The sequence below is a fragment of the Streptomyces luteolifulvus genome, from assembly GCF_008806595.1.
Taxonomy (GTDB): Bacteria; Actinomycetota; Actinomycetes; order Streptomycetales; family Streptomycetaceae; genus Streptomyces; species Streptomyces luteolifulvus.
In genome coordinates this window covers 126,744-139,138 of record NZ_VZRB01000007.1, presented here as the reverse complement: position 1 = coordinate 139,138, position 12,395 = coordinate 126,744, and the positions used below count along the sequence as shown (strand labels likewise).

General features: G+C 69.5%; 16 protein-coding genes. 7 read left to right on the top strand and 9 right to left on the bottom strand.

From position 1 onward, the window contains the following. The first annotated feature begins 277 nt into the window (after nucleotides 1–277). Complete coding sequence (locus tag F7R91_RS12720) at nucleotides 278–1,573, top strand: hypothetical protein (protein WP_225320622.1); 1,296 nt, start codon at nucleotides 278–280, stop codon at nucleotides 1,571–1,573. A gap of 210 nt (nucleotides 1,574–1,783) precedes the next feature. Here the strand turns inward: F7R91_RS12720 and F7R91_RS12715 are convergent, their stop codons facing one another. From F7R91_RS12715 to F7R91_RS12690, 6 genes are all read right to left on the bottom strand, one after another. Then, nucleotides 1,784–2,533: a PP2C family protein-serine/threonine phosphatase gene (locus F7R91_RS12715; RefSeq protein ID WP_150947718.1), complete on the bottom strand. Its 750-nt coding sequence runs from the start codon at nucleotides 2,531–2,533 to the stop codon at nucleotides 1,784–1,786. Between the two features lie 43 nt (nucleotides 2,534–2,576). Then, nucleotides 2,577–3,029, bottom strand: coding sequence for an SRPBCC family protein (locus F7R91_RS12710; RefSeq protein ID WP_150947716.1), 453 nt, complete (start codon nucleotides 3,027–3,029; stop codon nucleotides 2,577–2,579). A gap of 196 nt (nucleotides 3,030–3,225) precedes the next feature. Next, nucleotides 3,226–4,182 carry an ATP-grasp ribosomal peptide maturase gene (tgmB, locus tag F7R91_RS12705; RefSeq protein ID WP_150947714.1) on the bottom strand — a complete coding sequence of 319 codons (957 nt, stop codon included), beginning with the start codon at nucleotides 4,180–4,182 and terminating at the stop codon, nucleotides 3,226–3,228. A gap of 14 nt (nucleotides 4,183–4,196) precedes the next feature. Continuing rightward, nucleotides 4,197–4,388: a putative ATP-grasp-modified RiPP gene (gene tgmA, locus F7R91_RS12700; RefSeq protein WP_150947712.1), complete on the bottom strand. Its 192-nt coding sequence runs from the start codon at nucleotides 4,386–4,388 to the stop codon at nucleotides 4,197–4,199. 508 nt (nucleotides 4,389–4,896) lie between these two features. Then, nucleotides 4,897–5,250, bottom strand: a complete 354-nt coding sequence (locus F7R91_RS12695) for a carboxymuconolactone decarboxylase family protein (protein WP_150947711.1) — start codon at nucleotides 5,248–5,250, stop codon at nucleotides 4,897–4,899. Nucleotides 5,251–5,548: 298 nt separating this feature from the next. Next, nucleotides 5,549–6,106, bottom strand: a complete 558-nt coding sequence (locus tag F7R91_RS12690) for a CGNR zinc finger domain-containing protein (RefSeq protein WP_150947709.1) — start codon at nucleotides 6,104–6,106, stop codon at nucleotides 5,549–5,551. Between the two features lie 97 nt (nucleotides 6,107–6,203). On the opposite strand from F7R91_RS12690, the gene F7R91_RS12685 reads away from it, so the two are divergent. The 5 genes from F7R91_RS12685 (at nucleotide 6,204) to F7R91_RS12665 (ending at nucleotide 10,011) form a co-directional block, all read left to right on the top strand. Then, the gene (locus F7R91_RS12685) at nucleotides 6,204–7,076 is read left to right on the top strand and encodes an alpha/beta fold hydrolase (RefSeq protein ID WP_150947707.1); all 873 of its coding nucleotides are present in this window, start codon (nucleotides 6,204–6,206) and stop codon (nucleotides 7,074–7,076) included. A gap of 4 nt (nucleotides 7,077–7,080) precedes the next feature. Further along, the gene (locus F7R91_RS12680; protein ID WP_150947705.1) at nucleotides 7,081–7,992 is read left to right on the top strand and encodes a pyridoxamine 5'-phosphate oxidase family protein; all 912 of its coding nucleotides are present in this window, start codon (nucleotides 7,081–7,083) and stop codon (nucleotides 7,990–7,992) included. 51 nt (nucleotides 7,993–8,043) lie between these two features. Further along, on the top strand, nucleotides 8,044–8,904 hold the full coding sequence (locus tag F7R91_RS12675) for a hypothetical protein (protein ID WP_225320621.1): 861 nt from the start codon (nucleotides 8,044–8,046) through the stop codon (nucleotides 8,902–8,904). A 100-nt stretch (nucleotides 8,905–9,004) separates the two neighbouring features. Then, nucleotides 9,005–9,442 carry a hypothetical protein gene (locus F7R91_RS12670; protein ID WP_150947703.1) on the top strand — a complete coding sequence of 146 codons (438 nt, stop codon included), beginning with the start codon at nucleotides 9,005–9,007 and terminating at the stop codon, nucleotides 9,440–9,442. A 74-nt stretch (nucleotides 9,443–9,516) separates the two neighbouring features. Further along, a complete protein-coding gene (locus F7R91_RS12665) occupies nucleotides 9,517–10,011 on the top strand; it encodes a hypothetical protein (RefSeq protein ID WP_150947701.1) in 495 nt (164 codons plus the stop codon). Between the two features lie 70 nt (nucleotides 10,012–10,081). Here F7R91_RS12665 and F7R91_RS12660 read toward each other — a convergent pair whose 3' ends face one another. From F7R91_RS12660 to dhaM, 3 genes are all read right to left on the bottom strand, one after another. After that, nucleotides 10,082–10,537, bottom strand: a complete 456-nt coding sequence (locus F7R91_RS12660; RefSeq protein ID WP_225320620.1) for an ATP-binding protein — start codon at nucleotides 10,535–10,537, stop codon at nucleotides 10,082–10,084. A 75-nt stretch (nucleotides 10,538–10,612) separates the two neighbouring features. Continuing rightward, nucleotides 10,613–10,912: an HPr family phosphocarrier protein gene (locus tag F7R91_RS12655; RefSeq protein WP_150947699.1), complete on the bottom strand. Its 300-nt coding sequence runs from the start codon at nucleotides 10,910–10,912 to the stop codon at nucleotides 10,613–10,615. Next, a complete protein-coding gene (gene dhaM, locus F7R91_RS12650; protein WP_150947697.1) occupies nucleotides 10,896–11,288 on the bottom strand; it encodes a dihydroxyacetone kinase phosphoryl donor subunit DhaM in 393 nt (130 codons plus the stop codon). Before dhaM ends, F7R91_RS12655 begins: the two co-directional genes overlap by 17 nt. Before the next feature lie 61 nt (nucleotides 11,289–11,349). On the opposite strand from dhaM, the gene F7R91_RS12645 reads away from it, so the two are divergent. Further along, nucleotides 11,350–12,126 carry an IclR family transcriptional regulator gene (locus F7R91_RS12645; protein WP_150947695.1) on the top strand — a complete coding sequence of 259 codons (777 nt, stop codon included), beginning with the start codon at nucleotides 11,350–11,352 and terminating at the stop codon, nucleotides 12,124–12,126. Nucleotides 12,127–12,395 lie beyond the last annotated feature (269 nt).

Genomic DNA, 12,395 nt, shown 5'->3' with positions numbered 1-12,395 from the left:
TCGACTTGGCAGCAAAGGCCCCGCTTCTCACGGCCAGCCTGATCCAAACGACACCCCCTAGCCACAGGCGTCCCGCCCCGGCCGTACCAGTACCTCTCCGCTACCTCTCCGCCGACGCTCCTTGCAGGCTCGGTGGCTGTGGCCTGTGACGTCCGGAGCTGTGGCTGCGCTGGATGCTCGGGGGGTCTGTGAGACACCTGTGCCCGGCCCCTCCCGAGAAGACAGCCAGGACGAGGGGATGAAGGTGGCTCCGAGAGCAGCACGGCACCGGCGTTCGGTGAAGCGTCGTGTCCTCGCCGGGGTTTCGGCCGCGACGGCGGTGGGGATCGCGGTCACCGCGACGCTGAGCATGAGCGCACAGGCCGCCTGGACGTCGACCTGGAACGTGTCGGCCCCCGGCTGGTCGCCCGCCGACACCCCCAAGGTCTCCGTCGACCGCCAGGGCGACGCCCTGCTGACCTGGACGGCCGGTGATCTGTCGACGCAGTACTCCTATCAGCAGGTCCAGATCAGAACGAAGTTCGCGAACGGTACGACAGGGCCGATCCGCACGCTCACACCGGAAGGCGCCTCGATCGCCTGGCCGGAGGCCGACTCCGACGACACCGGCGACTCGGCGGTGGTCTGGGAACAGGACGGCCATGTCGTGGGCCGGCGGGTCGCGGCCTCCGGCGGTCTCGTCGGATCCGTCCAGAAGCTGTCCACCTCGGGGCCCGCGGTCAACCCCGTGGTCGCCGTGACGCCGGGCGGTACCGCGATGGCGGCGTGGACGGAGATCCGCGACGGAAGCTGGTACGCCGTCGCCCGCCGCCTCAAGCTCGACGGCACGGTCGGCGCGCCCATCACGCTCGGCTCCGGCTCGGCCGAGAAGCCGACGATCGGTGTCGACCGGGCCGGCCAGTTCGTGGTCGCCTGGGCGCGCGGCGCGGACGTGGTGGCCCGCCGGATCGAGCCGGGCTATCTCTCCCCGACCAAGGTGCTCACCTCGCCGATCGCCTCGTACGGCGGTTTCGGCATGGTGCGGATCGGTGTGGACCGGGACGGCGACGCGGTCATCAGCTACCACTCCGGCGGCGGTGCCCGCTCACAGGTCTGGGCCTCGCGCTGGAGCCGCACCGGCACACTGGCGTCCCCGCTGCGGATCTCGGCGTCCACGGACAACGTCGGCTTCCATCACGCCCTCGCGACCGACCTCGACGGCGACGCGATGATCGTGTGGACCCGCTACACCAGCGCGGGCAAGCTCGAGTTGCTCGGCCGCCGACTGTCGGCGGGCGGCTCCCGCGGCACCGTCACCACCCTGGGCCCGGGCGACCGGCCCGACCTGGCCCTCGACGACGACGGCGACGGCATGCTGGTGTTCCACACGGTGGTGCCGACCTCGACGATCCCCTACAGCTACACGAAGACGAGCGCCCGCGTGATCACCCGCTCCGGCACTTTCGGCACGACAAAGACCCTCACGTCGGACGGCAGGGTCCCCCAGGTGGACACCCGCCCCACGGCCCGCTTCACGCTGATCTGGCAACGGGCGAGCCACCCGTACACGATCAAGTCGATCGCGGGCCCCTGACGACACATCACGGGCGCCGGCAGGCCTCCCGCACGGAGCACCGCGGCCCCGACTCCCGTCAGCAGCAGGGCGATTGCGCCGATTGCGGCAGCGACACCGTTCCCGGTGTCCAACGGCCGGAAGACGTGGTCGAGTTCGGACGCCGACAGCCCCTCGGCGTCCTGCCGACCCATCGGACCCAGACCCCGGACGGCAACCGGAACGCGTGCCCTACTCGTCCCCGATCCGTACCACCGCCAGCGTGATGTTGTCGGGCCCGCCCGCCTCGATCGCGGCCTTCCACAGCTCGAACGCCGCCCGCCCGTCCTCGTGCTCCCGCAGCACCACCTCGATCACATCCGGCGTCAGCGGGTCCGTCAGACCGTCCGTGGAGATCAGATAGCAGTCGCCGGACGAGAGGGGCGCGGTCGTCACATGGGGGTCGACGGAGCGGTAGCCGGGCGTGCCGCCCAGGCACTGGGTGACCAGCGAGGTGGTGCGCTGCCCGGGTTCGAGCGGGGGACTGTCGTCGACGCTCACCTGACGCAACCCGTCCCGGGACACCGCGAGGACCCGGCTGTCGCCCACGTTGAACACGCGCAGCGAGTCCTCCTCCACGACGACGCCGGCGATCGTCGTCCCCATGGCGGTCAGCTCGCTCTCCTCCTCGCCCCCTGCGGCCTCGTACACCGCGCGATTGCAGGCGTGCAGAGCGTCCCGTACGGCGTCCTCGCTGCTCAGAGCGGGACCGATCGCCGCGATCCGGCGGACGACGAGGGCGCTGGCCACATCACCCCCCGGGTGCCCGCCGAGTCCGTCGGCGACGGCGACGACGAGGGGCGTCCCGAGCCGGAAGACGAGGGTCTGCGGGTTCTCGGTCACCGTGGCACACAGGGTCCACGGCCCGGCGACGAGGCTGTCCTCGTTCCGGTGGCGGAGCAGCCCGGGATGGCTGAGCGCACTCACAGCGACGTACAGCACAAAGCGTCACCGCCTTCCCGCCCCGGATGCCCCCGCGGCGGGATCACCCGTGTCCGGATCCCGGCTGCCGCTCCTGCTCCAGGTGCTCCTTGAGGTGCTCCAGATCGTCGCGGACGATCCTCTCGATCGCGTTGGCCTGCGCGAAACCCTTGGGCCCGCCGAAGGTCTCCCTGATCGTGGCGGGGTCGTACTCGATCCGTGCCTGGACCCGGGTGTGGTTCCGGTCGATCGGCAGGAGCGAGAAGGAACCCATCAGATCGGGGGCACCGGTGGTGTGCCACTCCAGCACACGTTCGTCCCCGCGATCGGAGAGCTCGGCCTCGAATCCCCGGGCCCGGCCGCCGGCCTCGACGTCCAGCCGGGCGCGGCCCCCCGCCCCCAAAGTGGCGCCGCGCACTCCGGCCACGAAGCGCGGATAGTCCTCCACCCGGTGCAGCCCGGCCCAGGCTCTGTCCACCGGGACTCCGATGTCGACGTGTTCTTCGAGGGTGCTCATGGCTCACCTCCACGCTCACCGCATGAGGCACGGCCTCTGCTTCCAGTGTGCGCCGACACCGTCCGGCCAGGGGAACTGCGGAGCCCGCTGCGGACCAGCGGGCTCCTGCATCACCGCACGTCGACGGCACCGGCCGGCTACGGCACGGCGCGGCCCCGCATGATCGCTGCCGTGCCCGCCGCGTGCCGCGCCCCCCTCACCATTGGCTGGCCCGGACTCGGCGGTCCGCCTCGCTGTGGGACAGCCAGTGGGCGACCGCCGCCGAGATCGGCTGGCCGGTCTCCAGTTCGATGAAGCCGAACTGGCCGCCCTGGTTGCACTCCAGGAACCACCAGGTGCCGTCTCCGTCCTCCGCGAAGTCGAAGGCGGCGTACGCCAGTCCGGCGAAGGAGACGTACTCGTGCACCGCCCTGCCGATGCGTCCGGGCACCGCGACCGCCTCCCAGGAGTGCTCGGTCTCGCCGTAGCGTCCGTCGACCTGGCCGGGCTCGGCCTGCTTGCGTGCGGCGAACAGCCGGGTACCGACACAGGTCAGCCGGATGTCGGCACGCTTGGGTATGTACCGCTGGAGCAGCGCGGGGCCGGCCGCGACGGCGGAGAAGTCCGCGTCGGGGCCGATCAGCGTGGTCGGCAGGGCCATGCCGGGTTCACCGGGTGGCGGCCCCGAGGCGGACTTCACGACGACGTCCTTGTGCTCCTCGGCGAACTGCTGCGCCAAACGCGGAGCGGTGGTGAAAACGGTCGGCGGTACGGCGAACCCGCTGAGGTGAGCGACCCTCAACTGCCAGGGTTTCAGGCGGGCTTGGTCGGCATTGCGCGGATGGTTCATCCAGCGCGTCGAGGCGCAGTACAGCATGCCGAACAGCGCTTGCCGGGTCTCGGCGGTCAGCCAGGGTGAGGGATGCGCCGCATTCGCGGCCGGTTCGCCGGGCCTGCGGACCCATACGGAGCGCAGGCCTCCCATGCTGAGCACATGCCCGTTCACCGACAGATGGCCGCCGAAGTCGCCGTGCGCGTATTCGGCGGACAGTACGGCCTTGCCCGGCAGGTCGGCCGGATCCAGCCGCACGACGGGTGTTCCCGTCTCGTGCAGCCTGGCCACCACCATGTCGGCGGTCACGTCCTCCTCGGACGTGAGGATCAATACGGTCATTCGGGTACGGAAGGTCAGTCGTCGAAGTGTGTCGCGGAGCCGGCGGTGGACGTCGTCGTACCGGCCGCCATCAGGAGGTCCCGGTCACTGACGGCCGGACTGCCGTCGGGGAGCACGTTCAGCTGGCGGGACGCATCGAAGCTGTACGGCGTCACCATGGTCGTAAGCCCACTGCGGTAGGCGTAGTTGAGGGTGAACGGTCGCACTTGAAACCTCCAAAGTCACATGTGACTGCGTACAGTCCCTTACGCGTTTCATGCGTAAGCAATTCATCACTTTCCGACACATCGGGGTGAAGGTCGTCACATTGCCCACGCGTCTCATGCACATCGACTGCATCAACACCTGCATCAACACCTCCTTTGGGCACACCTTCCCCACGAGTCACACATCGGATGGGACGCCGCAGGTGTCACAGTGCGAGTTTTTGGGAATGTCTCAGTGCTGGTCAGGCGCACAGTGCCCTGCCTGGTGGGCGAGGAGCGTGATCGCGGCCGAACACCCGTCTCCACTCGCCCCTCGAAAGCCTCGAAAGACCGCGAAGGATCTCGAAAGGCCGTCGCTACCGGGTCGCGGCAAGCCCGCCGTGAAGGCGGCGGTGGGACGCGCAGCGGACCGCACGCCCATCGCCAAGGAGTTGCACACGCCTTGACGCGGCGTACGGTCCGACGGACCTGCTGACGGCGGGCCTGCCTGGCCGGCCGTCGGGTCGAGCTACTTCTTCCGGCTCTGGGCCTCCGCCTCGGCGATGGCTTCCGCCTCGGTCTCCGCCATGGCGATGGCGACGCCGAACGCCTGGGAGATGTGGGTCGCGGCCGACATGACACGCGCGGTGCCCACCACGGGAGCGATCGCGACGAGGACGTCCTGCACCTGCTCGATGGTCACCTTCGCCTGCATCGCGGGACCGATGTGGGCCAGATACGAGACCGCCGGTGCGTCCATGGCCACGAGCCCGGCGATACGCGTGAGGATGAACGTGCGCTCGTCCAGCCCGCAGCGCTCGATGGCGTCGAGGGTCATGGCGGTGATCGTTTCGAGAACGGGAGCGTCAGACGCGGTGGCCATGTCGGACCGCCTTCCAGTGCCGTGAGGAGCCGAACGCATACCCGCTCAACACGGGAATTCCCTGCGTCCCGGCGGATTGCCTCCTCAAGCGTAGGGTCACCCCGCCTCTTGCGCGCGTCGGGCCGTACGGGGGGCGTGACGCTCCGCGTGGTGACCGGCGGAGCGGCAGGTTTCTTAGGGGGCGAGTGGTTGAGGGCGTACGCGTGATCCGCGCCACGGACGGGTAACTTCCGCCGGTCTGAGACGGTCTGAGACGGTCTGCGCCGGTCGGAGCCTGCCGGGGGCAGGTCGGCCCGAGCTATCCGGCCTTGTGGCGCTGATAGTGGCGGGCGACGCGGACCCGGTTGCCGCAGCGGGCGGCCGAACACCAGCGGCGCCGCGGATGGGTGGCGAGGAAGAGCATCACGCAGTCCTCGGCCTCGCACTCCCGGATCTTGGTGACCGCAGGATCGGCCAGCAGCTCGGCGGCGGCCTCGGCGAGGCAGGCGGCGAGCCGGCGCCCGGGTGAGCCGTCCCGCCGACGCGTGGCCGCCACCGCCGACCCGTTCCACGCCACCTCGCTGATCGCCGGCGCGGCACGTTGCGCCTGGTTGAGCGCCTCCAAGTCGGCAGCGGCGGGCTCCTCGCCTCGCCGGGCACGGTCGAGGGCGCGGGCGGTGTGCTCCCGTACGGCGCGCACGGCCGCCAGATCCGCGGCGGTCACCTGCTGCGGCACCTCCTCCGGCAGACGGTCGGCCTGGAGGACCCACCAGGACCGCAGGTCGCCCGGGCTCGCGAGCAGGTCACCGGCGGTCGGACGGGTGTTGACCAGGTCCAGCGCCAGCGGCTCTCCGGTCAACGGCACGAGATCACTCATGCGGCTAATGGTACATGGCGGCGTTGACACGTTAGCCGGAACCGAGCTATACCTGGAGTCTGCACCTAATGCATGGATCAGCGAGAAAGGAATTAGCATGCTTGCTCCGATCGCCCGCACGGTCCACCGCCACCTGGATGTCGACGGCGTCCGCGTCTTCTACCGCGAGTCCCTCCCCGACCGCACCGACGCCCCCGTACTGCTGCTCCTGCACGGCTTCCCGTCCGGCTCCCACCAGTTCCGCAGCCTCATGGAGGTGCTCGGCTCCCACTACCGGCTGATCGCGCCGGACCACCCCGGCTTCGGCCACACCGAGACCCCGGACGGCTTCACCCACTCCTTCGACCGGCTCGCCGACATCACCGAAGGCTTCGTCCGGCGCCTCGGACTCGACCGGTTCGTGATGTACGTCTTCGACTTCGGCGCACCCATCGGCTTCCGCCTCGCCGAACGCCACCCCGAGTGGATCGCGGGCCTGGTCGTCCAGAACGGCAACGCGTACGAGGACGGCCTCTCGGACACGGCCCGCGGCCTGCTCAGCCTGACCCCCGAGACCCCCGGCGCCCACGACGCCATCCACGCCATGCTCACCCTCGACGGCACCCGCAGCCAGTACGAGACCGGCGTCAGCAGCCCCGCCCCGATCGCCCCGGACGGCTGGACCCTCGACCAGCACTTCCTGGACCTGCCGGGCCGCAAGGAGGCCCAGCAGTCACTGTTCTTCGACTACCACTCCAACGTCGAGCGCTATGACGACTGGCAGGCGTGGCTGCGGCGGCACACCCCGCCCACCCTCATCACCTGGGGCGGCCACGACCCCTTCTTCACCGAGCCCGGCGCCCACGCCTACCTCCGCGACCTGCCCGACGCCGAACTCCACCTCTTCGACACCGGCCACTTCGCCCTGGAGACCCACCTCCCGGAGATCGCCCCGCTGATCGCCGACTTCCTCGACCGCGTATGGAAGTAGCCGGATGACCATCAAGAAGCTCGCGCACGAGGGCGAGCAGGCGATCCAGCGTCGGGCGAACGAGGGCGGGCCCGGATGGGGCTCTCCGATGTTCGGCCCGGAAATCCCGCGTGGATTCGTCCCGTTCATCAGGGACCAGCGCATGCTGGTCATCGCCGGGGCGGACGAGGAGGGCGCGATCTGGTCGACGGTCCTCGACGGCCCGACCGGCTTCGCGGACCCAGTGGACGAACGAACCGTCGTCGTCGACGCGTTGCCCCCACCTGGTGATCCTCTCCACGGGGCCTTCCGCACCGAACAGGACATCGGCGTACTGGCACTCCAGCCGCAGACGCGACGCCGTATCCGAATGAACGGAGTCGCCGGGCGGGATGCCGGAGACCGCCTCGTGGTACGGACCGAGCAGGTGCTGGGCAACTGCCCCAAGTACCTTCAGACCCGCACCGTCAAGGAGACCGCACCCCAAGCCGCCGGCCCGGCCGTGACCGGCGAGGAGCTCAGCGAGGACCAGCGGCGGTGGATCGAGGCCGCCGACACGTTCTTCATCGCGAGCCTCTCGCCCGAGCACGGAGCCGACTCCTCGCACCGCGGCGGCATGCCGGGATTCGTCACGGTCGTCGGCCCACGCAAGATCGTCTGGCCGGACTACACGGGCAACCAGTTCTACATGACACTCGGCAACCTGCACCTCAACCCGGCGGCCGGTCTCCTCTTCCTGGACTGGGAGAACGGCCACACCCTCCAACTCACCGGACAGGCCCGCATCGACTGGAACCCGGCGGGCGTACAGAAGCACCCCGGGGCCCTGCGGATGGTCGAGTTCGACATCACCAAGGTGGTCCGGATCGACCACGCCAGTTCCCTGAGGTGGGAGCTCCACGCCTACTCACAGGTCAACCCGCCCGCCAGGTGGTAAGGTCCCGATCTTCGCCAGGTGCCCTGCGCGGAGTCCCCGCGGTAGGCGTGCATGTCCGACCCTCTTGACCCCAACCCCAACCCCAACCCCGACCTCGACCTCGATTTCGATCCGTACGGAATGTGGCGGCACGCGCTCGCAGAGGCCGACCGCGTCTTCGCGTCACCGCCCCGACTCGACCGCCCGGTGGACGGCTGCACCTACTGCACCTCGGAGTCGGAGCTGAGCATTCTCGGTGGCGATCCCGCTGCCGTATCGGACGATCTCCTCGGGCGCTTCCTGCGCGAGGTCCCCTCCCACTGGGAAGCGGACCAGTACCCGGTCCTGTGGCGTCGCCTCATGCCCCGGGCGCTGCGCTACTGGGGCCCGGAGGGCCATGACGTCGATCCGGCCGGGGAAATCGGTCATCTGGGCCCGCACGGGGCCAGGTTGGCCGAGTGGCCCGCGCCCGAGCGAGCCGCGGTGGAGCAGGCCTTCCGAGCGCTGCTGGCCGTCTCTGTCATCGATGGCCGACCCGCATCGGACATCGCCGACCTCCTGGAGGGCATCGCCCACGCAACGGGTGAACTGGAGCCCTGGCTGGAGCACATCGCCGGGCTCTCCGGCTCCACGGCGGACGCCGGCCTCGTCCGCCTGTGCTTCGACTGGGCGACCGACTTTCTCTGGGAGGAGTTCCAGTTCACCTGGTGGTACGACGGCGACCCCCAGGCGATCGCCGCCTGGCTGCCCACCCAACGGGCCCGCATCGCCGCCTTCGCCACGCGGCATCCGCGCTGCAAGACGGCGTCGGACGCGCTGATCGCGGTTGACCGTCTTCAGGCGGGCGACCACAGCCCATGGCTGTACCCGTCCGGCATCGCTGGCCCAGTAAGCGGACGGCTTCGACTGCTGGGGGCGGCTGAACACCACTGAACACCGAGACATGTCCATCCGTATCCCCAAAGAGGGCATCTCGTGGAAGACACGGACAAACCGTCGGCTCCCGGGCTAGCCCGGAAAGGGGATGGGCCACATGGCACTCTCGGCACACAGGCCCCGGACGGCACTCCGCACGACGGCGGTGGCCTTCTCCGCCGCTCTCGTCCTGGCAGCCTGCTCAAGCGGTAGCGGCAACGGCGGCGGCGGTCAGCCGGCCGGCTCGGCGAGCTCCGGCGCGGGCAAGGCGGGCTCAGGGACCCGGGTGACGGTCACCGAGACCGAGTACGCGCTGAAGCTGTCCCGATCGTCCTTCACGCCAGGCACCTACACCTTCGTCTCCGACAACGCCGGCAGAACCACACACGCCCTGTCGATCGACGGCCCCGGCGTGGAGGACGCGCGGACCAGGAACATCCAGGGCGGCCAGGAGGCGACACTGACGGTGACGCTGAAGAAGGGCGAGTACGACTTGTACTGTCCGGTGGACGGCCACAAGCAGCTCGGTATGGAAGAGCACATCCAGGTCGGCTGAGAGGCCATCTGCTTTCTGGCACGGTGCTGTTGCTCTCTCTGTTCCTGATGCCTCTGGTTCCCTAGTCTGTGCAGGTGGACTGGGGGACGATCATCGGCACCGTTACAGGCGCCACCATCGGAGTCGGTGCGACATCGCTGGCTGAGCGATCGAGGTGGCGCCGGGAGCAGTCGGCACGCCAGACGGCAATCAAGCGTGAGCTGTATGCGTCTTACCTCGCGGCCGTAGCGCAGACCTGGAGTGAGATCCGCGCGGCAGTCATCGAGAGCGATCTGCCGTGGCCCGACCGTGCAGATCTGGCGAGCCGCGCGTTCCGGAACGGCAATGTGTACGAACTGCGCTATCAGATGGCCATCACAGCACCGCCTGAGATAGTGACCTTGTCCGATCAAACCATGCGGGGCATGCGAGCATTGACGAACAGGCTCAGCGCAGGCCAAACATATGGCAGCTGGGACGAACTCAAGAGTGACAATCAAGCCTGGTTCGACTCCTTCAACGTCATGCGCCGCATGATGCGACTGGACCTCGATCCCGAAGCGCTGCCCGTGCAGACTCCCAACCCGTGAGGAGGCACGACCCTTTTGGAGCCGGTGGTCGATACCTACACCGGGTGTTCCGGTGTCGTGCCAAGGGTGGTCAAGCCCCCATGTGGAGAACGGCCCATCGGGTGGTCCTCTCGGGGTGGCGGGATATGCCGTGCCGTGCGGAGAGGGCCGCGACGATGTCGGTTCCGCGACCGTTTTCCCTGTGTTCGGCGGGCTGGGGGCCATCGTGCGTTGGGCGTCGTCGAGGTGCCGGACCCGCGTCGGTGAGCTCGATGCGGAGGGCGCGACGGCTGCCGACCTCGGGCAGGGACAACCGCAGCACGGCTGGAGGCAGAGCGTGGACGATCGCGTTGGTGGCCAGCTCCGAGATCACCAGCAGGGCGTCGTCGGCTGTGGGGGTGGGCACGCCCCATCGGGCGAGGATGGCGCGTGTCCGTCGGCGTACGGCGGAGACGGCCTCGGGAAGGTGCGCCAATGCGCAGACGTCCTCGACCCGCGAGGGGGGCTCCGGAGGAGCGTCAGTCATGCTCGTGGCCGGGGCGCTCATCCTCGCCACCTCCATTGGTCATTGCTTCTCATGTCGGAAGCGGTGGCTGGTTCCGTGCCGCCGCCGGCGGTCGGGTCACTCCGCGGTGGCGAGGATCTCGGCCAACGCCGTGACGGCCTCTGCGGCGTCGTGGCCTTCGGCGCGGACGGTCACGGTGCTTCCCGCAGTGGCACCCAGGCCCATGACGGCGAGGACGCCGGTCGGATTGACTGTCCGTTCGGCGTACTCCAGTTGTAGGGCGCTGGTGAACCCGGCTGCTGCCCGGGCGAGTTGACCGGCGGGCCGGGCGTGGAGGTTGGCGGGCAGGACTACGGCCATCTCCTGCCTGGACGCGGTCGTGGCGTTTGTGGTGGTGGGGTCAGAGCTTGTGGACATGGCGGGCCTCCCTGGCGGCGTCGGCGACGGTCTTCATGTCGGCGCCGGATGCGGCGGTGACGACGGCTGCGACGGCTCCTTCGACGAAGGGCGCGTCGACGAGCAGCACGTCGGGACGGGGATGGTCGTCCATGACGGTGCGGGCCGTCAGGACGGAGCTTCCGAGGTCGGGCAGGACGACGACGCCCCCGCCGCGGTCGACGCTGCGGATGGCGGCGAGGACGAGGTCGTAGCTGGTGCCGATCCGGCCGTCTTCGGTGCCTCCGGCGGTGGCGAGGGGGACCGTGTCGGAGCCGATCTGCTCCACCAGCAGGCGAAGGCCCGCGGCGAGCTCGGCGCTGTGGGACACGAGTACGATGCCGACAGATGCGCTCATGAACAGCTACGGTAAATCTCGGAACGCTGTTCATCAATAGTGAACCTGGGGGAAATTTTCGATGGTGCAGGCGGTACAGCGGGCGGTGCAGATACTGCGGGAGCTCGCGTCCACCGGGCCCCGGCTCGGAGTGACCGAGCTGGCCGACCGCCTGGGCGTGGCCAAGCCGACGGTGCATGCGCTGCTGCGCACGCTGGAGGCCGAGGGGCTGGTGGTGCAGGACCGGGAGAGCTCGAAGTACCAGCTCGGACCCGACCTGGTGCAGCTCGGCAACGCCTACCTGGACACCCAGGAACTGCGGACCCGCTCGCTGACCTGGGCGGACCAGCTCGCGAACCGGACGAACGAGGCGGTCTGGGTGGCCGTGCTCACCGGGGACCACGTCCTGGTGGTGCACCACGCCTTCCGGCCGGAGGGAGCTGTGCAGATTCTTGAGGTGGGCGCCAGGATCCCGTGGAGCACATGCGCCCTGGGCAAGGCCATCATGGCCTTCGTGTCGGCTGACGAGCGTGAGCGGCTGCTCGCCCGTGAGCCGGCGGTGCTGACCGGTGCCAGCATCATCGACCCGGAGGTGCTGGCGAGGCAGCTGAAGGAGGTCCTCAGGACGGGGTACGCGATCGAGGACCAGGAATCCGCCATCGGGGACGCGGGTATCGCCTCTCCGGTCTTCGACCGCTCCGGAGAGGTGGTCGGCGCTCTCGGTATCGTCGGCCCCGTCGAGCGATTGCTGGCCGAATCGGCACGTCAGGAGCGCGCGGTCGCCGTGCGGGAGACCGCCCGCAATCTCTCCCGCGACCTGGGCGCCCCCCGAGGGGCTGCACGCACCACGATGACCTGACCTGCCCCCACCGCCCGGTGGTGGCCGTCCTCCCCTCCGGCACTCCGCCCTCTGATCCAGGCCCCTCGGCACACCGCCGGGGGGCCTTCTTCGTGTCGAGGGAACGTGCTGGCTGCCGAAGCTCTTGACAGGCGGGAAGCGCGGGCCTAATTTCCGGAACAACGTTCATCCATAGTGAACTGTCTACAGCCGGATGCTCAAAGCTGCCCGGCTTTCCCCTGAGCGGCCGCCAGGTTGCCCGACCCCTGACCACCTGGCGGCCACCTCCC